At 63.3% G+C, this 19,753-nt stretch carries 18 protein-coding genes and 3 pseudogenes; 8 read left to right on the forward strand and 13 right to left on the reverse strand.

The window, feature by feature from the left end:
- Window positions 1-9: 9 nt before the first annotated feature.
- The 3 genes and pseudogenes from QIY50_05045 (at window position 10) to cmoB (ending at window position 2,206) form a co-directional block, all read left to right on the forward strand.
- Entirely contained in the window at window positions 10-402 is a 393-nt protein-coding gene (locus QIY50_05045) for a protease inhibitor I42 family protein (GenBank protein ID WGV21610.1), read from the forward strand.
- A 106-nt stretch (window positions 403-508) separates the two neighbouring features.
- Window positions 509-1,252, forward strand: a complete 744-nt coding sequence (gene cmoA, locus QIY50_05050) for a carboxy-S-adenosyl-L-methionine synthase CmoA (GenBank protein ID WGV21611.1) — start codon at window positions 509-511, stop codon at window positions 1,250-1,252.
- A pseudogene (cmoB, locus tag QIY50_05055) lies at window positions 1,249-2,206 on the forward strand (tRNA 5-methoxyuridine(34)/uridine 5-oxyacetic acid(34) synthase CmoB). Before cmoA ends, cmoB begins: the two are co-directional and overlap by 4 nt.
- A 70-nt stretch (window positions 2,207-2,276) precedes the next feature.
- Here cmoB and QIY50_05060 read toward each other — a convergent pair.
- The gene (locus QIY50_05060) at window positions 2,277-2,480 is read right to left on the reverse strand and encodes a hypothetical protein (GenBank protein ID WGV21612.1); all 204 of its coding nucleotides are present in this window, start codon (window positions 2,478-2,480) and stop codon (window positions 2,277-2,279) included.
- Between the two features lie 350 nt (window positions 2,481-2,830).
- On the opposite strand from QIY50_05060, the gene QIY50_05065 reads away from it, so the two are divergent.
- Entirely contained in the window at window positions 2,831-3,505 is a 675-nt protein-coding gene (locus tag QIY50_05065) for a heavy metal response regulator transcription factor (GenBank protein WGV21613.1), read from the forward strand.
- Window positions 3,502-4,884 carry a heavy metal sensor histidine kinase gene (locus QIY50_05070; protein WGV21614.1) on the forward strand — a complete coding sequence of 461 codons (1,383 nt, stop codon included), beginning with the start codon at window positions 3,502-3,504 and terminating at the stop codon, window positions 4,882-4,884. The genes QIY50_05065 and QIY50_05070 overlap by 4 nt, the downstream gene beginning before the upstream one ends.
- A 116-nt stretch (window positions 4,885-5,000) precedes the next feature.
- On the opposite strand, the gene pdxJ is transcribed toward QIY50_05070, so the two are convergent.
- The 10 genes and pseudogenes from pdxJ to rpoE form a co-directional block, all read right to left on the reverse strand.
- Window positions 5,001-5,741 carry a pyridoxine 5'-phosphate synthase gene (gene pdxJ / locus QIY50_05075; protein ID WGV21615.1) on the reverse strand — a complete coding sequence of 247 codons (741 nt, stop codon included), beginning with the start codon at window positions 5,739-5,741 and terminating at the stop codon, window positions 5,001-5,003.
- A gap of 43 nt (window positions 5,742-5,784) precedes the next feature.
- Window positions 5,785-6,468 carry a DNA repair protein RecO gene (gene recO, locus QIY50_05080; GenBank protein ID WGV21616.1) on the reverse strand — a complete coding sequence of 228 codons (684 nt, stop codon included), beginning with the start codon at window positions 6,466-6,468 and terminating at the stop codon, window positions 5,785-5,787.
- A 72-nt stretch (window positions 6,469-6,540) separates the two neighbouring features.
- Complete coding sequence (gene era, locus QIY50_05085; GenBank protein ID WGV21617.1) at window positions 6,541-7,443, reverse strand: GTPase Era; 903 nt, start codon at window positions 7,441-7,443, stop codon at window positions 6,541-6,543.
- Window positions 7,436-8,126: pseudogene (gene rnc, locus QIY50_05090) on the reverse strand (ribonuclease III). The gene era and the pseudogene rnc overlap by 8 nt, the downstream one beginning before the upstream one ends.
- A gap of 161 nt (window positions 8,127-8,287) precedes the next feature.
- On the reverse strand, window positions 8,288-9,142 hold the full coding sequence (gene lepB, locus QIY50_05095) for a signal peptidase I (protein ID WGV21618.1): 855 nt from the start codon (window positions 9,140-9,142) through the stop codon (window positions 8,288-8,290).
- Window positions 9,143-9,147: 5 nt separating this feature from the next.
- On the reverse strand, window positions 9,148-10,947 hold the full coding sequence (lepA, locus tag QIY50_05100; GenBank protein WGV21619.1) for a translation elongation factor 4: 1,800 nt from the start codon (window positions 10,945-10,947) through the stop codon (window positions 9,148-9,150).
- Window positions 10,948-11,127: 180 nt separating this feature from the next.
- Window positions 11,128-12,561, reverse strand: a complete 1,434-nt coding sequence (locus QIY50_05105; protein WGV21620.1) for a DegQ family serine endoprotease — start codon at window positions 12,559-12,561, stop codon at window positions 11,128-11,130.
- A gap of 189 nt (window positions 12,562-12,750) precedes the next feature.
- On the reverse strand, window positions 12,751-13,713 hold the full coding sequence (locus QIY50_05110; GenBank protein ID WGV21621.1) for a MucB/RseB C-terminal domain-containing protein: 963 nt from the start codon (window positions 13,711-13,713) through the stop codon (window positions 12,751-12,753).
- Between the two features lie 12 nt (window positions 13,714-13,725).
- Window positions 13,726-14,316 (reverse strand): RseA family anti-sigma factor, encoded by a 591-nt coding sequence (locus QIY50_05115; GenBank protein WGV21622.1) that lies wholly within the window; start codon window positions 14,314-14,316, stop codon window positions 13,726-13,728.
- A 31-nt stretch (window positions 14,317-14,347) separates the two neighbouring features.
- Entirely contained in the window at window positions 14,348-14,929 is a 582-nt protein-coding gene (gene rpoE, locus QIY50_05120) for an RNA polymerase sigma factor RpoE (GenBank protein WGV21623.1), read from the reverse strand.
- A gap of 434 nt (window positions 14,930-15,363) precedes the next feature.
- Between rpoE and nadB the strand changes: the two are divergent.
- A pseudogene (gene nadB / locus QIY50_05125) lies at window positions 15,364-16,969 on the forward strand (L-aspartate oxidase).
- Between the two features lie 117 nt (window positions 16,970-17,086).
- On the opposite strand, the gene QIY50_05130 reads toward nadB, so the two are convergent.
- Both QIY50_05130 and QIY50_05135 read right to left on the reverse strand, forming a co-directional pair.
- Complete coding sequence (locus tag QIY50_05130) at window positions 17,087-17,545, reverse strand: hypothetical protein (protein ID WGV21624.1); 459 nt, start codon at window positions 17,543-17,545, stop codon at window positions 17,087-17,089.
- Entirely contained in the window at window positions 17,529-17,783 is a 255-nt protein-coding gene (locus QIY50_05135; GenBank protein ID WGV21625.1) for a succinate dehydrogenase assembly factor 2, read from the reverse strand. The genes QIY50_05130 and QIY50_05135 overlap by 17 nt, the downstream gene beginning before the upstream one ends.
- 133 nt (window positions 17,784-17,916) lie before the next feature.
- On the opposite strand from QIY50_05135, the gene QIY50_05140 reads away from it, so the two are divergent.
- Both QIY50_05140 and QIY50_05145 read left to right on the forward strand, forming a co-directional pair.
- Window positions 17,917-18,858: a folate-binding protein YgfZ gene (locus tag QIY50_05140; GenBank protein ID WGV21626.1), complete on the forward strand. Its 942-nt coding sequence runs from the start codon at window positions 17,917-17,919 to the stop codon at window positions 18,856-18,858.
- Between the two features lie 55 nt (window positions 18,859-18,913).
- Window positions 18,914-19,720 (forward strand): HDOD domain-containing protein, encoded by an 807-nt coding sequence (locus QIY50_05145; protein WGV21627.1) that lies wholly within the window; start codon window positions 18,914-18,916, stop codon window positions 19,718-19,720.
- Window positions 19,721-19,753 lie beyond the last annotated feature (33 nt).

Consider the following 19,753-nt stretch of genomic DNA (forward strand, 5'->3'; position numbering starts at 1 on the left):
GGAGCCAACATGACCGCCCCTCGTCTGCTCGTTCCCCTGAGCTTCGCCTTGCTTTCTGCCTGCGCCCAACAGCCCACGCAACCCGTCGCACTGGACGCCGAGAGCGAATGCCCAACGCGCCTGCAGGTTGGCCAGGCACTGATCCTGACCCTGCCGAGCAACCCGTCCACCGGTTACCGCTGGCGGGTCGAAAACCCGGCCGCGAACGTGCTGCAAAGCCTCGGCCCGGAGGTGTATAGCGCCCCGGAAGAAGAAAATGTGGTCGGCAGCGCCGGTGTCTCGACCTGGCGCTACCAGGCCAGCAGCACCGGCGATGGCCAGTTGGTGCTGGTGTACCAGCAGCCCTGGGCGGCAGATGTTGCCCCGGTACAGACTTTCGATTGCCGGATCGTCGTCCGCTGACCGCAGCGGCTGCGGTATGAACGCCCTGAGCCTGAAGCGCTGACATGGCAAGAATCGCGGCCTTTGGCTAAAATGCGCCTCCGTTTCACCCTGTATCGAGCCCGCCGTGAGCAAACAACCCGACCGCCTTTTCGCCCAGCCCCTGGAGCAGGTGCCCGACTTCGCCTTCAACGAGGATGTGGTGCGTGTGTTCCCGGACATGATCAAGCGCTCGGTGCCGGGCTACCCGACTATCGTCGAGAACCTCGGCGTGCTGGCCGCGCGCTTCGCCCAGCCGCACACCGCGCTGTACGACCTGGGTGCGTCGCTGGGCGCCGTCACCCAGTCGCTGCGCCGCCATGTGCGCAGTGACGGCTGCCGGGTAATTGCCGTGGACAACTCCGCGGCGATGGTCGAGCGTTGCCGCCAGTACCTCACTGCCCAGGACTCGATGTTCCAGGAACTGCTACCGGTGCAGGTGCTGGAAGCCGACATCCTGGCCCTGCCCTTCGAGCCCGCCTCGGTGGTGGCGATGAACTTCACCCTGCAGTTCATCGCCCCCGACCAGCGCCTGGAGCTGCTCGGCCGCATCCGCCAGGCGCTGCTGCCCGGCGGCGCACTGATCCTCTCGGAAAAACTGCGCTTCGCCGATCACGAAGAGCAGGACCTGCTCAATGAACTGCACCTGGACTTCAAGCGTGCCAATGGCTACAGCGAGCTGGAAATTGCCCAGAAGCGCAGCGCCATTGAAAACGTGATGAGGCCTGATACCCTCGAAGCCCACAAGGAACGCCTGCGCGCTGCCGGTTTCTCGAAAGTGGTGCCCTGGTTCCAATGCCTTAACTTCGCCTCTTTGATAGCCCTGCCATGATCGATCTGTCCCCTCTCGTCCGCCGCCTGGCGGGCACGCCCCTGGCTTCCTGGTCGCAAGGCCTGCAAGCACAACTGGAAGCCAAGCTGGAAAAGGGCCACGGTGACCTCGATCGCTGGCGCGGTGCACTGGAGGCCCTGCCCGCCCTGCAGCCAAGCGAAATCGACCTGGTCAACGGGCTGCGCCTGGATTGCGACTGCGACGACGCGACCCGCGCGCAGATGCGCCAGGCACTGATGGGCCTGTCACCCTGGCGCAAAGGGCCGTTCGACCTGTTCGGTGTACATGTGGACACCGAATGGCGTTCAGACTGGAAATGGTCCACGGGTTGGCCCGCACCTGGACCTCAAGGGCAAGCGCGTGCTCGACGTAGGCTGCGGCAACGGCTACTACCAGTGGCGCATGCTCGGTGCCGGCGCCGACATGGTGATAGGCGTCGATCCCAACTGGCTGTTCTTCTGCCAGTTCCAGGCCGTCCAGCAATACCTGCCCGAACTGCCCGCCTGGCACCTGCCGTTCGCTCTCGAAGACCTGCCGGCCAACCTCGAAGGTTTCGACACGGTGTTTTCCATGGGCGTGTTCTACCACCGCCGCTCGCCCATCGAGCACCTGCTGGCGCTCAAGGACTGCCTGGTCAAAGGCGGTGAGCTGGTGCTGGAAACCTTGGTGATCGAGGGTGACGAAAACCAGGTGCTGGTACCTGAGGACCGCTATGCACAGATGCGCAACGTCTGGTATCTGCCGTCTGTGCCGGCTCTGGCGCGGTGGTTGCGCCGTGCCGGTTTCAGCGATGTGCGGTGCGTCGACGTCAGCGTGACCAGCGTCGAGGAACAGCGCAGCACCGAGTGGATGCGCTACCAGTCACTGGGCGACTTCCTTGACCCGAACGACCACAGCAAAACCCTCGAAGGCCTGCCGGCACCACGCCGCGCCACCCTGCTGGCGCGCAAATAAAAAAAGCGCCCGGAGTGGGCGCCTGAATACACCTGCGCCGAGGAGCTGTCGCGGCGCAGGTGCTGTTACCTCAGTCCTTGGCCAACTCGCGGGCCTTTTCCTGCGCCTTGCGCTCACGCTCGGCAATGGCCTGTTGCTTGTCACCGTGCAGGCGCTGCTGGTCTTCGCGGAACGCTTGCCAGAATTGTTTCGAACGTTCAGCACCGCCCTCGGCGTAAACACTGGCGCTGCCAAGGGCAAGCGTGACCAGCAGCAGGTATTTGGTCAGGTTCATCGTGGTTGCCTCGTGATAACCGATCAGACACGGCCATCCTAGCGAGGGCTAGCTAACGGCAAGGTGAGGCGGGGATTACAGTCTTGCAATGTGGCCTTGTTTTGCCTGATCCGGCCTCTTCGCGGGCACGCCCGCTCCCACAGGTACACCACAGCTGTCGAAATCTGTGGTGTACCTGTGGGAGCGGGCGTGCCCGCGAAGAGGCCGGATCAGACAGCCAGATAACAGCAGCATTACAAATCCGTTATCTGCACCGCAGGCCCTTTCTCATGCCGTAACATCCTGCGCCTTGACCCTGATGTCACTACAGGGTCGAGAATCGCCCCCCCGTCATCACACCGAGCCCACCCATGCGCCTACTGATCATCGAGGACGAGTTGCGTACCGCCGACTACCTGCAGCAGGGCCTGCGCGAGAACGGCTACGTGGTCGATTGCGCCCACACCGGCACCGATGGCTTGCACCTGGCCCGCCAGCAGCCCTACGACCTGGTCATTCTCGATGTCAACCTGCCCGAGCTCGATGGCTGGACCGTGCTGCAGCGGCTGCGCGCCGAATCGGCCACGCGCATCATGATGCTCACCGCTCACGGTCGCCTGGCCGACCGGGTCAAGGGCCTGGACCTGGGGGCCGACGATTACCTGCTCAAACCCTTCGAGTTTCCCGAACTGCTGGCACGCATCCGCAGCCTGCTGCGCCGCAACGACCAGCAACTGCAGCCCAGCACCTTGCGCGTCGCCGATCTGGAACTGGACCCCGGCCGCCACCGCGCTTACCGCGCCGGGCAGCGTATCGACCTGACCGCCAAGGAATTCGCCCTGCTGCACCTGCTGATGCGCCAGACCGGCGAGGTGCTGTCGCGCACCCAGATCATCTCGCTGGTGTGGGACATGAACTTCGACTGCGACACCAATGTGGTCGAGGTTTCGATCCGGCGCCTGCGGGCAAAGATCGACGACCCGTTCGACGACAAGCTGATCCATACCCTGCGTGGCGTCGGCTACGTGCTCGAGGCACGCTTTTGAACAATGCCAGCCTGTCACTGCGCCTGGGGCTGAGCATGACGCTGATGGGCGCCGCCCTGGTGCTGCTACTGGCCTGCCTGGCCGTGTTCGCCCTCGATCACGAACTGGACAGCCGCGCACGCAAGGACCTGGCGCGCAAGATGCTGCAGGTCGAGCACAACCTGCGCGTCGACCTGCGTAGCGAAGACCTGGGCAGTCGCGCCCATCCCTTGCTCGATCTGGTGATGGGGCACGACAACCTCAGCCTCACCGTACTGGCTCTCGAAGGCCGCCACCCGCATCTGCTCAGCCTCGGGCCAGCGCTGGAGTCGCAGGTCGGCGAGCTGCGCACCGATGCCAGCCTGACCTTCCATGCCTGGCGCGACAGCGGTGGCACCCAGATACTCACCGTGACCCGGCTGATGCGCCTGCGCGACGACACCCCGGTAAAGGTGATGATGTCGCTCAACCGCGCCGACGATAACGCCCTGCTGCAAGCCTACCTGCATTCCACCCTGCTCGCGCTGCCGCTGCTGTTACTGCTGATTGGCGCCGGCGCCTGGTGGCTGATGCAGCGCGGCCTGAAGCCACTGCGGCACTTCCGGCGCATTGCCGGGCGGGTATCGGCCCAGGACCTGCAACATCGCCTGCCCGCTACCGGCCTGCCGCTGGAACTGGCAGAACTGGCCAGCAGCATCAATGTGATGCTGGACCGCCTCGACCAAGGCGTCAGCCAGCTGTCGCAGTTTTCCGATGACCTGGCCCACGAGTTGCGTACGCCGTTGAGCAACCTGATGGGCAAGGCCCAGGTGACCCTGGCCCGTGAGCGGGATAACGCCAACTACCGGGAAGTGCTGGAAGACAGCATCGAAGAACTGACCCGGCTCAACCGCATCATCAACGACATGCTGTTTCTCGCCCAGGTCAGCCAGCCTCAAGCCCAGGTAGTGCTGAAACCCATGGCAATGGCCGACGAGACTGCTCGGGTTGTCGAACTGTTCGCGTTCAGTGCCGAACTTAAAGACGTTGAGCTGCGTGTTCAGGGCTGGGGGACGGCATTGGGGGATCGGCTGATGTTTCAACGGGCGTTGTCGAACCTGTTGAGCAATGCCATTCGGCACTGTCCCGATGGCAAGCCTGTGGAGTTGCGCATCGAGCGCCTGGGTAGCGAAATTCGGCTTTCGGTAGAGAACCAGGGGCCTGGTATTGCTGAAGAGCACCAGTCGCGCTTGTTCGAGCGGTTTTACCGGGTGGGCTCGGGGCGCTCGCGGCTGGAGGGCGGGACCGGGTTGGGGCTGGCAATCGTGAAATCGATCATGCTGTTGCATGGCGGGCGGGTCGAAGTCAGCAGCAGCCCCTTGGGGCCTACCCGGTTTACCCTGGTGTTTCCTGCCGAGTAATCCACCGCCTGTGCTGGCCTCTTCGCGGGCTTGCCCGCTCCCACAGGTCTTGAAGCTTGTGCAATCCCTGTGGGAGCGGGCAAGCCCGCGAAGAGGCCGGTACAGGCGACCAACGATTAGCGCGAAGCCGCCACGATCAGCGCCTTCATCTCCGCCACGGCCGCCTTGAAGCCGACAAACAACGCATGCGCCACCAGCGCATGGCCGATGTTCAGCTCGTTGATGCCCTTGATCGCCGCCACCGCCTCGACGTTGTGGTAATGCAGCCCATGGCCGGCATTGACGATCAACCCCTGCCCCACGCCAAACGCCACGCCATCGACGATACGCTTGAGCTCTTCAGCGACCTCGGTCGGGGTTTCGGCATCGGCGTAACGCCCGGTGTGCAGCTCGATAGCCGGCGCACCAACCCGACGCGAGGCCTCGATCTGCCGCTCGTCGGCATCGATGAACAGCGACACTTCCGCACCGGTACGGGACAGCCGCTCAACCGCCGCCTTGATCCGCGCCTCCTGGCCTGCGACGTCCAGCCCACCTTCGGTGGTCAGTTCCTGACGGGTTTCCGGTACCAGGCAGATGTGCGCCGGGCGAATCTTCTCGGCAAAGGCCATCATCTCTTCGGTGACGCCCATCTCGAAGTTCATGCGGGTCTGCAGCACATCCTTGAGCAGCACCACGTCACGCTCCTGAATGTGCCGGCGGTCTTCACGCAGGTGCACGGTGATGCCATCGGCGCCTGCTTCCTCGGCATCCAGGGCAGCCTTGACCGGATCAGGGTAACGCGTGCCCCGGGCCTGGCGCAGGGTCGCCACGTGGTCGATGTTTACGCCAAGAAGCATGCGGTTGCTGTGAGTCACGAAAGGCTCTCCTGAAGATTGAGCCCCACAGCATACGTCGTGATCAGCGCTTGCGAAACAGTTCCCGGCTGACCAGCGGCTTTGCCCCCAGGTGAACCGCCAGTGCCTGGCGCATCAGGCGCTTGGCGGCGAGCAAGGCACCAGGGGCATCCCAGTCGGCTTCGGCCAGGGCCAGCAGCTCGGTACCGCGAAACAGCCCGGGTTGCACCAGTTCGATCCGCTCCAGGCCGGCATCCACACGCAAGCGGTACAGGCCGTCGACCGCGATCGGCTGGTCATTGACGTCGTGGCGCAACGAAAACGCGTAACCGAGCTCGTCCAGCAGCCGCCATTCGAAGGAGCGCAGCAGCGGCTCCAGCGGGCGACCAGCGGCCAAGGCCTGCAAGGTCAGGGTGTAGTGCTCGAACAGCGCCGGGAAAGGCGCTTCGGCGGGCAGCAGGCGCATGAGCAGTTCGTTGAGGTACAGCCCGCTGAACAGGGCATCGCCGTGCAGCCAGGCGGCGATGCCGGCGCTGTCCATGCGGCCTACATTCTTCAGCTCGCCACGCCCGCGCAGCTCCAGCTCCAGTGGCACGAACGGCCGCACCAGGCTGCCACCCTTGCCGCGCGCACGGCGCAGCACGGCACGTACACGGCCCTGCGGGGTGAAGAAGTCCACCAGCGCGCTGGTTTCCTTGTAGGCACGGCTGTGCAGGACGTAGGCCGGTTGGCCGACTGGCTGTTCCATCAAAGATCACTCGTTACCTGCGCCCCGGCAATACTGCTAATTGGGGCCGCGGTGCGGCCCCAACAGTATTGCTTAGAGGTCGCCGTAGCCCAGCGAACGCAGGGCGCGCTCGTCATCGGACCAGCCGCCTTTAACCTTGACCCACAGGTTGAGCATGACCTTGGAGTCGAACAGCACTTCCATGTCCTTGCGCGCCTCGGAGCCGATGCGCTTGATGCGCTCGCCCTTGTCGCCAATGATGATCTTCTTCTGGCCGTCACGCTCGACCAGGATCAGCGCGTGAATGTGCAGCACATGGCCCTGCTGCTTGAATTCTTCGATCTCCACGGTGATCTGGTACGGCAGCTCGGCACCCAGCTGGCGCATGATCTTCTCGCGCACCAGCTCGGCAGCCAGGAAGCGGCTGCTGCGGTCAGTGATCTGGTCTTCCGGGAAGAAGTGATCGTTTTCGGGCAAGTGCTTGGCGATCTGGGCTTCCAGCGCTTCGAGGTTGTGCCCCTGCTGCGCGGAAATCGGCATGACCTCGGCGTTCGGCAATTGCTCCTGCAGCCACTGCAAGTGAGGGATCAGCTCGGCCTTCTCTTCCATGCGGTCGGTCTTGTTGACCGCGATGATCAGCGGGCCGGTCACATACTGCACGCGCTCCAGCACCAGTTGGTCTTCGTCGGTCCACTTGGTGCGGTCGACCACGAAGATCACCACGTCGACGTCTTTCAGGGCCGCCGAGGCGTTGCGGTTCATGTAGCGGTTCAAGGCCTTGTCGTTGGCCTTGTGCATACCGGGGGTATCGACGTAGATCGCCTGCACGTCACCCTCGGTCTTGATGCCGAGCATGTTGTGGCGGGTTGTCTGCGGCTTGCGCGAGGTGATCGCCAGTTTCTGGCCGAGGATGTGGTTGAGCAGGGTCGACTTGCCCACGTTCGGGCGGCCGACAATGGCCACGTAGCCGCAGCGGGTCGGGTTGCTATCAGTCATTGCCATTCTCCACGCCCAGGGCGATCAGTGCAGACGCGGCGGCGACTTGCTCGGCGATACGCCGGCTAACGCCCTGGCCACGGCTCTTGTTGTTCAGCAGCACCACTTCGCATTCGACGAAGAAGGTGCGGCAGTGCGGTTCGCCCTGGATATCCACCACTTCGTAACGCGGCAGCTCACAGCTGCGCGACTGCAGGAACTCCTGCAGGCGGGTCTTCGGGTCCTTGTTGGTATCGACCAGGGTCAGGCCTTCGAACTCATCGGCCAGCCACGCCAGCACGCGCTCCCGGGCCGTTTCCATATCGGCGTCCAGGTAGATGGCGCCAATCAGCGCCTCCAGTGCATCAGCCAGGATCGACTCGCGGCGGAAGCCACCGCTCTTGAGCTCACCCGACCCCAGCCGCAGGTGGTCGCCCAGGTCGAAACCACGGGCCAGTCGGGCCAGGGTTTCACCCTTGACCAAGCGCGCGCGCAGGCGCGACAGCTGGCCTTCGCGGGCCTGCGGGAAGCGCTCGAACAGCGCTTCGCCGGCGACGAAGTTGAGAATGGCGTCACCGAGAAACTCCAGGCGCTCGTTGTTGCGCCCGGCGTAGCTGCGATGGGTCAGTGCCAGGAGCATCTGGTCCTGGTTCTATGAAGGTATAACCGAGCTTTCGCTCCAGACGGGCAAGGGGAGCACTCATGCAGCCACCCGTTCGTTGTTCAACGCGTTGTTCAAATCAACATCCTGAAAGACTGTTTGGCTGTGGCCCGCCGCAACGTGCGACGAATCTCCCGATCCCTGAGAACACAGCCTATGTCAGAAATGCATTCGGCGCTGCCTGCTGGCCAGCGCCGATGGGTATCAATGGATCAGACCGACCCGCGACAGGTTGGGCAGGTGGCTGAGCTTGGGTTCTGGCCAGCTCATCCACACCGCGAAGGCCTTGCCGACAATGTTCCGGTCCGGAACCATGCCGTGCAGTTCCTTCGGGATGTTCGGGTCATCCCAGTAACGGCTGTCGTTGGAGTTGTCGCGGTTGTCGCCCATCATGAAGTAATGGCCTGCCGGCACGGTCCATTGCTGGTCCGGCGGCATGCGGTAACGGCTCATTTCCTTGCGGATCAGGTGTTCGGCCTCACCGAGCTTTTCCTTGTACAGCTCGGCGCTGCCCAATGTGCCCGGCTCGGTGCCCACCAGTTGTTCGGCAATCGGCTGGCCGTTGACGAACAGCCGCTTGTCGTTGGTGTAACGCACCACGTCGCCTGGCAGGCCGACCACCCGCTTGATGTAGTTGACGTTCGGGTCGCTCGGGTAGCGGAACACCATCACATCACCGCGTTGCGGGTCACCCACCTCGATGACCTTCTTGTCGATCACCGGCAGGCGAATGCCGTACGAGAACTTGTTCACCAGGATGAAATCGCCCACTTCCAGGGTCGGCTTCATCGACCCCGAAGGGATCTGGAACGGCTCGACCAGGAACGAACGCAGCACCAGCACGATGAACAGAACCGGGAAGAACGACTTGCCGTACTCGACCAGCAACGGCTCCTTGCCCAGGCGTTCGACCACAGCCATTTCGGGCTGGCTGACGCTGCCCTGGTAGTTGGCGATTGCCGCACGCCGGCGCGGGGCCAGGAACAGCAAGTCGATCAAGCCCAGCAGGCCGCAGACGAAGACGGCGATGACTAGCAACAGCGGGAAATTTAGCGACATAGGACCTAGCTATCCAACCTGAGCACGGCGAGGAAGGCTTCCTGTGGAATCTCCACGTTGCCCACCTGTTTCATGCGTTTCTTACCGGCCTTCTGCTTCTCCAGCAGTTTCTTCTTACGGCTGACGTCACCACCGTAGCACTTGGCCAGTACGTTCTTTCTGAGCGCCTTGACGGTTGTCCGCGCGATGATCTGGCCGCCGATAGCTGCCTGGATCGCCACATCGAACATCTGCCGAGGGATCAGCTCCTTCATCTTCTCGGTCAACGCACGGCCTTTGTAGGCCGCGTTGTCGCGGTGCACGATCAATGCCAGGGCATCGACCTTGTCGCCGTTGATCAGTACGTCCAGCTTGACCAGGTTGGCCGACTGGTAGCGATCGAAATGATAGTCCAGCGAAGCATAGCCGCGGCTGGTGGACTTGAGGCGGTCGAAGAAGTCCAGCACCACTTCGTTCATCGGCAGGTCGTAGCGCACCTGCACCTGACTGCCGAGGAACTGCATGTCGCGCTGCACGCCACGCTTCTCGATACACAGGGTGATGACGTTGCCCAGGTGCTCCTGCGGCACCAGAATGGTTGCAGTGACGATCGGCTCGCGGAAATCGGCGACCGCCGAGACGTCAGGCAGCTTCGACGGGTTGTCTACGGTGATGGTCTCGCCGGTTTTCAGTTCCAGCTCGTAGATCACGCTTGGCGCGGTGGTGATCAGGTCCAGGTCGTATTCGCGCTCCAGGCGCTCCTGAATGATCTCCATGTGCAGCATGCCGAGGAAGCCGCAACGGAAGCCGAAGCCCAGGGCGTCGGAGCTTTCCGGCATGTATTGCAGCGACGAATCGTTCAGGGTCAGCTTCTGCAGCGCATCGCGGAAGTCCTCGAAATCGTCGGAGCTGACCGGGAACAGGCCGGCGTAAACCTGCGGCTGGATCTTCTTGAAGCCTGGCAGCACCTCCACCTCAGGCGTGGTGGACAGGGTCAGGGTGTCACCGACCGGCGCACCGTGAATGTCCTTGATGCTGGCGATGATGAAGCCTACTTCGCCGGCCTTCAGGTCGGCCGTCTGGGTGTGTTTCGGGGTGAACACACCCACGCTGTCGACCAGGTGCACCTTGCCGGTGGACTTGACCAGGATCTTGTCGCCTTTCTTGACGCGGCCGTGGCGCACACGCACCAGCGAGACCACGCCCAGGTAGTTGTCGAACCAGGAGTCGATGATCAGCGCCTGCAGCGGCGCCTCGATATCGCCTTCCGGAGCAGGGATGGTCTGCACCAGGCGCTCGAGCACCTCGTCCACGCCCATGCCGCTCTTGGCGCTGCAGGCCACGGCGTCGGTGGCGTCGATGCCGATGATCTTCTCGATCTCGTCCTTGACGCGGTCCGGGTCGGCCTGGGGCAGGTCCATCTTGTTCAGTACCGGCATGACCTCCAGGCCCTGCTCAATGGCGGTGTAGCAGTTGGCCACGGACTGGGCCTCGACGCCCTGGCCGGCGTCCACCACCAGCAGCGCGCCTTCACAGGCCGCCAGCGAGCGCGAAACTTCGTAAGTGAAGTCGACGTGGCCGGGGGTATCGATGAAGTTCAGCTGGTAGACCTTGCCGTCCTGCGCCTTGTAGTTGAGCGTGACGCTGTGGGCCTTGATGGTGATACCGCGCTCACGCTCCAGGTCCATGGAATCGAGCACCTGGGCTTCCATCTCGCGTGCCGACAGGCCACCGCACATCTGGATGAAACGGTCGGCCAGCGTCGACTTGCCATGGTCGATGTGGGCGATGATGGAGAAATTGCGGATATGACTCAAATCACTCACGGGTCAACACTCGAAAAGGCTGCGAGCCGGACGCCCGCCGAAAAATAGCCGGGAATTGTACCTTAAGCTGCCGGGATATGGGAGATTCCTCTATCGGGCTGTACACGGCATTGGCCGTGGAATTGTGAACTTTCATGAAAAAAGGGCAGCCGAAGCTGCCCTTTTGCCTTGCAAAGCCGCTTATTCAGCCAGCTTGAAGGTGATGAAGCTGGCGCGCCCCTGACGCAGCACGCGCATCGACACCGAGCGGTTCTTCGGCAGTTCCTTGGCGATCTCGGTGAATTCCTTGGCCGAACCGATGGCCTGGTTGTTCAGGTGGCTGATGACGTCACCCGGACGCAGGCCGATCATCGCGGCCGGGCCATCCTGGACTTCCTTGATCACAACGCCACCCTTGAGCTCCAGGGCCTTCTTCTGTTCGGCAGTCAGGTCGGCCACCGATACACCCAGGCGGTTGCTGCTGCGTTCGGCGCTGCCTTCGGCACCGGTACCGATGTCGGCATCATCGTCCGGCAAGGCACCAACGCTGATGTCGAGATTCTGGCGTTTGCCGTTGCGGATGATCTCCAGCTTGGCCTTTTCGCCATCCTTCAGGCTGCCGACCAGGTGCGGCAAGTCGGCCGACATGATGATCGGCTGGCCGTTCATGCTCAGGATCACGTCACCCACCTGCAGGCCGCCCTTGGCTGCCGGGCCGTTTTCCAGCACCTGCGCTACCAGGGCGCCGGCCGGTTTGTCCAGGCCGAACGATTCAGCCAGGTCCTTGTTGACCTCCTGGATCACCACGCCCAGCCAGCCGCGGCTGACCTTGCCGTCTTTCTTCAGCTGGTTGGAAACGTCGATCGCCACATCGATCGGAATGGCGAACGACAGGCCCATGAAACCGCCGGAACGGGTGAAGATCTGCGAGTTGATCCCCACCACTTCGCCATTCATGTTGAACAGCGGGCCACCCGAGTTGCCCGGGTTGATTGCCACGTCGGTCTGGATGAACGGTACGTAGGTGTCGTTGGGCAGGGTACGACCCTTGGCGCTGACGATACCTTTGGTCACCGAATGGTCGAAGCCGAACGGCGAACCGATGGCCAGCACCCACTCGCCCACTTTGAGTTTCTCGGAATCACCCAGCTTGACGGTCGGCAGGTTCTTGCCCTCGACCTTGAGCAAGGCCACGTCGGTACGCGGGTCGGTGCCGACCAGTTTGGCCTGCAGCTCGCTGCGGTCCGACAGGCGGACGATGATCTCGTCGGCATCGGCTACCACGTGGTTGTTGGTCAGCACGTAACCATCGCTGGAGATGATGAAGCCCGAACCCAGCGACTGGGCCTCGCGCTGGCGGTCGCCACGCGGCGAGCGCGGCTGCTGCGGCATGTTGCGCTCGAAGAACTCGCGGAACATTGGCGGCAGACCTTCCAGGTCGGGCATCTGCCCGGCGGCCATGCGGCGGTCCGGCAGCTTTTGCTTGGTACTGATGTTGACCACGGCTGGCGAGGCCTGCTCGACCAGGGTAGTGAAGTCCGGCAGGGCTTCCTCGGCCTGGGCGCTGAGCACCTGGCCGAGCATCAGCACGGCGGCGAACATCGATAGGTAGGATTTCAAGCGTGGTATTGACATACGGCTCCCGTCACAACGAGCGGTAGTTTAGAAAAGCCCCTGCACAAAGCAGGAAAGGCCAGGCTCCAAGAAGCCTGACCTATAGAAAATTTGCCGATGGATTGCAAATGACAATGCTTTAATTTCATTTCAGCGGCATGTCCACGCGCCTTGGCATGGCCCACACGCCAGCCTCGCAAAAGCGCGCCATTACTGGCGTGCCGGACCATCCAGAGGGCGCATCGACAACGCCACGCGCTCTGCCGTACCCAACGGGATTTCGCCGACCACGGTGACCATTACCCTGCCTTTTGGCGTGTTCAGCCGACGCGAAACCGCCGACGTCGGGCCAAGCTGGGTACGCATGTCGGTACCGCCTTCATCCTTGACCGGCTCGAGGAATACCGAGAAGCGCGCCAGACCATCGTCGTACATCAGGCTGCTGACCGTGCTGTCATGTTTCGGATCGCGGCGTACCGAGCTGTTGACCAGTTCGAAGCCTGGCGGCAGCCAGTCTGAACGCCAGCCGACGACCTTGTCATCACCGGCAGCGGCCACCTGCTGCACCGGCTTGCACGCAGCGCTGGCACGCAGGTCTTCATCACTGGGGACTTCAGTATCGAGACGGGTCATCTGGAAGCGCTCCAGCAACTGCCCCTTGTCATTGATCATCAATGAGCGCAGTGGCAAGCCGGTAGCACGGTCCAGGTGCAATTCGAAGGCATAGCGGTGCTGGTCGCGCGGCGTGAGCGTCACGATCACGGCATCGCGCCCGGCGACCCGTGACTTGCCCGCCACGCTCAAGTCATACCAGCCCATCAGTTTCAGCGGATCAAGAACACGTTGCGCGGCGTCCGGGGGAGCCGTAACACCACTGACCAAGGCCCCGCTGACACACTCTACCTTGCCATCTACGCGCACGATTTCCTGGGCAGTGCCATCGAGCTGCAACAGCCGCTCGCTGACCTTGCCGCCGTCGACCCTGTGCCAGATCTCATGGGAGGAGAAGCTGCCGTTGCGTTCGTAAACAAAAGAGCCCTGGTAGCTCTGCTTTTGCTCGGCCTGTGCCAGCTTGTTCAGCCACTCGCTCGCCTCGGGCGAAGAATTGGCCGCCAACGCTGGCACCGTCATGCAGCTGCCTATCAGCAGCGACAGGAGAGGTAGCGCGCGCATGATCCTCCTTACTTAACGGTTTTCCAGGCTGGCGGCGCGGGCATACGGCAATGCGGTTTCAGTGCCCTTGAGCGCAGATTCCTGGGCATGCTGGCGCAGGTAGCCTGGCAAACGCTGATCCCAGCCGGCCTGGTTCTGCAGCACGCCGTTGGCCATCGGCCCGGTCGGTTGCTCACTGCTCTCACTATAGCCTGCCAAAACGGCTGGGCCCTGGGCTTGTGGCACAGTCAGGCCTTGTTGGGCAGGTTGTTGGGCAGCCAGCTCGGCGCCAGTGATCTCGTCCTGGTTGTACATGCGTACACCCGCCAGCACCGCTACGGTAACCGAGGCAGCTACCGCCAGGCGGCCAATGCTGCGCCATGGGCCTTGCTTGACCTTGGCCGGCACGGCTTCGTCAGCCAGCGCGGCAGACACCGCCGAGGCGATATCCAGGTTTGGCAGCAGCAGCTCCTTGTGCATGGCTGCGCGGGCCACCTGGTAACGCGACCAGGTGGCACGGGTTTCAGCATCGTCTACGGCGTTCAACACACGACGCAGTTCAAGCTCGTCCGCTTCGTTATCCATCACCGCGGACAGCGATTCCTGCAAAGCTTCACGACTCATGGCGGTTCCTCTCTTGGCTGTCGCCGCTGTCTCAGGTTTCCTGCAGCAAAGGTTGCAGGGCTTTATCTATGGCCTCCCGAGCGCGGAAGATTCGAGAGCGCACGGTACCCACCGGACATTGCATGACACTGGCAATGTCTTCGTAACTCAGCCCGTCGAACTCGCGCAGGGTCAGTGCCGTGCGCAGGTCTTCAGGCAGTTGCTGGATGGTGCGATGGACGGTGCCTTCGATTTCATCCCGCAACAACGAGCGTTCTGGGGACTCGAGATCCTTGAGGCCATGATCGCCGTCGTAAAACTCCGCATCCTCGGAGCTCACATCGCTGTCTGGCGGCCGTCTTCCACGGGACACCAGGTAGTTCTTCGCCGTGTTGATGGCGATGCGGTACAGCCACGTATAGAACGCACTGTCTCCGCGGAAGTTGCCAAGCGCACGGTAGGCCTTGATGAAGGCTTCCTGTGCTACATCCTGGGCCTCGTGGGTATCGTGAACGAACCGCACGATCAACCCGAGAATCTTGTGCTGATACTTCAGCACCAACAGATCGAACGCTCGCCTGTCACCACGCTGAACGCGCTCGACAAGCTGCTGATCCTCTTCCTGGGTTAGCATGAACACTCCTCAGTGAACTCGAAGGAGCGTTGCATCCGCCATCGTTCAGGCTTGCAACCATAGACTCGGGCTTTGCGCAAAAGTTCTCCCCTCCAAGCAAGTTTCCTGCAGCCCTTGGTCGGCTTGCACGGAAGACGCGGCACGGTCACGGCCGGCTACGTCGATAATCAGGTTTCGAGTACGCAGGGACAGCCCGGACAGGCCTGCCGCCCTGCGTCGCCGCGGCAAGTTGTGGCGCGTGGGCAGCCTTCATAGGATTTCCGGCCATGTCGGAAAGTTCCCATAAAGGTTGTCGCGACCAGGCAAGTGGCATGGAAATTGGCCACCCGGGGCTGCTATAAAGGCAACCCGGCCAGCCTTAACGATAGTTTCACAATGCCATCGGCGCGTGACTATTGTGCCGCGCCCCTTCCAAAGAATACTAGTGTCCCGACATGAGCCAACAATTCCAACATGATGTCCTGGTGATCGGCAGCGGCGCCGCCGGTCTCAGCCTGGCACTGAACCTCCCCAGCCACCTGCGCGTCGCCGTGCTCAGCAAGGGCGACCTGGCCAACGGCTCGACCTTCTGGGCCCAGGGCGGTGTCGCGGCGGTGCTGGACAATACCGATACCGTGCAGTCGCATGTCGAGGATACCCTCAATGCCGGCGGCGGCCTGTGCCATGAAGAGGCAGTGCGCTTCACCGTCGAGCACAGCCGCGAAGCCATCGAATGGCTGATCGAGCAAGGCGTGCCCTTTACCCGTGACGAGCACTACAGCGTCGACGACGGCGGTTTCGAGTTCCACCTGACCCGCGAGGGCGGCCATAGCCACAGGCGTATCATCCACGCTGCCGACGCCACCGGTGCCGCGATCTTCACCACGCTGCTGCAGCAGGCTCGGCGGCGCCCGAATATCCAGCTGCTTGAACAGCGCGTGGCGGTCGACCTGATCACCGAACGCCGCCTCGGCCTGCCCGGCGAGCGCTGCCTGGGCGCCTATGTGCTCGACCGCAACACCGGTGAGGTGGACACCTTCGGCGCGCGTTTCACCGTGCTGGCCACTGGCGGTGCGGCCAAGGTCTACCTGTATACCAGCAACCCCGATGGTGCCTGCGGTGACGGCATCGCCATGGCCTGGCGGGCCGGTTGCCGGGTGGCGAACCTGGAGTTCAACCAGTTTCACCCGACCTGCCTGTACCATCCACAGGCCAAGAGCTTCCTGATCACCGAAGCCCTGCGCGGCGAAGGCGCGCTGCTGCGCTTGCCCAATGGCGAGCGGTTCATGCCACGCTTCGACCCGCGGGAAGAACTGGCCCCGCGCGACATCGTAGCCCGCGCCATCGACCACGAGATGAAGCGCCTGGGCGTGGACTGCGTGTACCTGGACATCACCCACAAGCCGGCCGACTTCATCAAGAGCCACTTCCCCACCGTGTACGAGCGCTGCCTGGCCTTTGGCATCGACATCACCCGCCAGCCGATTCCGGTGGTACCGGCGGCGCACTACACCTGCGGCGGGGTAATGGTCGACGACCGCGGCCACACCGATGTGCCGGGCCTGTACGCCATTGGCGAAACCAGCTTCACCGGCCTGCACGGCGCCAACCGCATGGCCAGCAACTCGCTGCTGGAATGCTTCGTCTATGGCCGTGCCGCAGCGGCCGACCATCCAGGCGCACCTGGACGAAGTGACCATGCCCAAGGCCCTGCCCGGCTGGGACGCCAGCCAGGTCACCGACTCGGACGAGGATGTGATCATCGCGCACAACTGGGACGAACTGCGGCGCTTCATGTGGGACTACGTCGGCATCGTGCGCACCAGCAAGCGCCTGCAGCGGGCCCAGCACCGCATTCGTCTGTTGTTGGACGAAATCGATGAGTTCTACAGCAACTACAAGGTAAGCCGCGACCTGATCGAGCTGCGCAACCTGGCGCAGGTGGCCGAGCTGATGATCCGCTCGGCCATGCAGCGCAAGGAAAGCCGTGGGCTGCATTACACGCTGGACTACCCGGGGATGCTGGACGAGGCCAGGGACACCATCCTCAGCCCGATTTGAATCGGCGTCGCGGCCTTCGCGGGCACGCCCGCTCCCACAGAGATCCCGCTGCCTTGCAGCCTTGCGCAGTACCTGTGGGAGCGGGCAAGCCCGCGAAGAAGCCAACTCGGTATGGCTTTATGCCCGGCTCACCCCTGCCCACCTGCGCCGGCTGAACTTCAACCGTACCCGCAAGCGCCGGTGCTCATCCGCCCCCAGCGCATCCCGCGGCACACATTGGCTTTCCCCCACCCATCGCCCCGCCCGCTCGAAACGCAACACCACCAGCGCCGGCAACGCCACGCTGTCGCGGCACAAGCGCACCGGCTGCCAGCCGAGGGCACGGCTGAACACGTGCCAGCCGCGCGCATCACGGCGCAGGCCAGTCACGGCATGCTCATGGGTCAGCAGAATACGTCGGGGGATGGCCCAGCCAGCGTGGGCGATACAGACGGCGGCAACGGCAAGGGCCTGCCAGCCGGACAGCGGGCTCGCCCCAATGGCGAGCCACGCCAGCACCTGGCACACCAGGTAGGCCGCCAGCAGCAGGCGCGAGCCTTGCCAGCGGCACTCGAAGCACTCACTTGGGCTGGACACGGTCCAGGATGATGCGGACCATGCGCTGCAGCTCCGGGTCTTCGGACTCGGTGCGCTCCATGAACCAGCCGAACATGTCCTGATCCTCGCAGCTCAACAGACGCACGTAGAGTTCGCGGTCGGTCTCGTTGAGCGTGGGGTAGACTTCCTGGGTGAAAGGCACCAGCAGTACGTCCAGTTCCAGCATACCGCGGCGGCTGTGCCAGAAAAGCCGGTTGAGTTCAGTTTGTTCGACCATGGGGCCCTCCTCGAATGGCCCGCCAGTATACAGCCAGGCGAACGAAGCGACACCGGGCATTGGTCTAGTCAACTACCTATTTTGTTACCGGCGTTCTATGATGGCCGCCAGTCTTTAGCCACCGCGATGACCCATGGCCGATTCCGCTTTCTTCTGCCCCCTGTCCCACGAGGGCATCCTCGCCGTCCGCGGCTCCGATGCAGGCAAGTTCCTGCAGGGCCAGCTGACCTGCAACATCAACTACCTCAGCCAGGAATACGCCAGTCTCGGCGCCCGCTGCATGGTCAAGGGGCGCATGCAGTCGAGTTTCCGCATCCTGCCCGAAGGCAACGGCTACCTGCTGGCCATGGCCAGCGAACTGCTTGACGCCCAGCTGGCCGACCTGAAGAAGTACGCCGTGTTCTCCAAGGCCACACTGACCGATGAAAGTGCTGCCTGGGCACGCTTCGGCCTGCAAGGCGGCGCCGCAGCGCTGCAAGCGCTGGGGCTCGATGTGCCCGAGGCAGCCGGTAGCACCGTGCGCCACGATGGCTTGATCGCCATCGCCGTGTCCGCCGGCCGCGTGGAGCTGTGGGTGCCGGCAGAGAACGCCGCCCGCGTTCGCCAGGCGCTGGCCGCCGCATTGCCCGAAGGCAGCCTCAACGACTGGCTGCTGGGGCAGATTCGCGCCGGGATCGGCCAGGTCATGGGGCCGACCCGCGAGCTGTTCATCCCGCAGATGATCAACCTGCAGGCCGTCGACGGCGTCAGCTTCAAGAAAGGCTGCTACACCGGCCAGGAAATCGTTGCCCGCATGCAGTACCTGGGCAAGCTCAAGCGCCGCCAGTACCGCCTGGCACTGGACCAGCAGGCCATCCCGGCCCCGGGCGCCGAGATTTTCTCGCCCATCCACGGTTCGTCGGTCGGTGAAGTGGTCATGGCTGCCAGCAACGGCACAGGCTGCGAACTGCTTGCGGTGCTCAGCGCCGAAGCGGTGGAAGACGACAACCTGCACCTGGGCAGCCTCGAAGGCCCGCGCCTGCAGGTGCTGACCCTGCCTTACGAACTGGACCGCGACCGGGAAATCCAGCGCTGACCAGCCTGCCCCGCCTACAAGGCGGGGCCGCACCACCACTGCGGTAGACACGCCCATGAACAAGCTGGCCGAGATGGTTCAAGCACAGTTGCTCGATGCCATCGAAAAGGATGACCTGGTCCTGCCGACCCTGCCCGAGGTTGCCTTGAGCATCCGCGAGGCAGCGGAAGACAGCGAGATCAGCGTAGCGGCCCTGAGCAAGGTGATCGGTCGCGATGCGGCCCTTTCAGCGCGCCTGATCAAGGTCGTCAACAGCCCGCTGCTGCGCGCGGCGGTCGAGGTCACCGACCTGCATACCGCCATCACGCGGCTGGGCATCAACTACAGCTGCAACCTGGCCATTGGCCTGGTGATCGAGCAGATATTCCACGCCCGCGCGCCGGCGGTCGAGCAAAAACTACGCGACATATGGGCCAACAGCCTGGATGTGGCGGGTATCAGCTACGAACTCTGCCGCCGCTACACGCAACTCAAGCCCGACCAGGCTACTCTCGGCGGGCTGGTCAACCAGATTGGCGCGCTACCGGTGCTGATCTATGCCGAAGAGCACAATGAACTGCTGTCCGACCCGGTGTGCCTGCACTATGTGATCGAGCAGATCCAGCCGGTGCTGGGCGACAAGATCCTCAAGGCCTGGGAGTTTCCGGAGCAACTGGTCAACCTGCCCAGCCAGGTGCAGGACCTGGACCGGCAGACCGACAAGATCGACTACATCGACATCGTGCAGATCGCCCGCTGCATCAGCCAGCGCGGGCGCCACCGGCCGCTGGCGGCATTGCCGGCGTACCGCCACCTGGGCTTGCCGTTTGGTACCGAGCTGGAAGTGGATGAACTGATCGAGGCGCGGAGCATGTTGCGCTGATCTGCGCCAGCCTGTGCCGGCCCTTTCGCGGGC

The sequence above is a fragment of the Pseudomonas putida genome, assembly GCA_029953615.1.
Lineage (GTDB): Bacteria > Pseudomonadota > Gammaproteobacteria > Pseudomonadales > Pseudomonadaceae > Aquipseudomonas.

Excerpts from the sequence above, each read along its gene's own strand:
- lepB (WGV21618.1), bottom strand. The coding sequence starts at position 9,142 with ATGTCGCTAAATTTCCCGCTGTTGCTAGTCATCGCCGTCTTCGTCTGC.
- QIY50_05110 (WGV21621.1), bottom strand. The coding sequence starts at position 13,713 with ATGCGCGCGCTACCTCTCCTGTCGCTGCTGATAGGCAGCTGCATGACG.
- rpoE (WGV21623.1), bottom strand. The coding sequence starts at position 14,929 with ATGCTAACCCAGGAAGAGGATCAGCAGCTTGTCGAGCGCGTTCAGCGT.
- QIY50_05135 (WGV21625.1), bottom strand. The coding sequence starts at position 17,783 with ATGGTCGAACAAACTGAACTCAACCGGCTTTTCTGGCACAGCCGCCGC.
- QIY50_05140 (WGV21626.1), top strand. The coding sequence starts at position 17,917 with ATGGCCGATTCCGCTTTCTTCTGCCCCCTGTCCCACGAGGGCATCCTC.
- QIY50_05065 (WGV21613.1), top strand. The coding sequence starts at position 2,831 with ATGCGCCTACTGATCATCGAGGACGAGTTGCGTACCGCCGACTACCTG.
- QIY50_05060 (WGV21612.1), bottom strand. The coding sequence starts at position 2,480 with ATGAACCTGACCAAATACCTGCTGCTGGTCACGCTTGCCCTTGGCAGC.
- era (WGV21617.1), bottom strand. The coding sequence starts at position 7,443 with ATGACTGATAGCAACCCGACCCGCTGCGGCTACGTGGCCATTGTCGGC.
- QIY50_05105 (WGV21620.1), bottom strand. The coding sequence starts at position 12,561 with ATGTCAATACCACGCTTGAAATCCTACCTATCGATGTTCGCCGCCGTG.
- QIY50_05045 (WGV21610.1), top strand. The coding sequence starts at position 10 with ATGACCGCCCCTCGTCTGCTCGTTCCCCTGAGCTTCGCCTTGCTTTCT.
- recO (WGV21616.1), bottom strand. The coding sequence starts at position 6,468 with ATGGAACAGCCAGTCGGCCAACCGGCCTACGTCCTGCACAGCCGTGCC.
- QIY50_05145 (WGV21627.1), top strand. The coding sequence starts at position 18,914 with ATGAACAAGCTGGCCGAGATGGTTCAAGCACAGTTGCTCGATGCCATC.
- QIY50_05115 (WGV21622.1), bottom strand. The coding sequence starts at position 14,316 with ATGAGTCGTGAAGCTTTGCAGGAATCGCTGTCCGCGGTGATGGATAAC.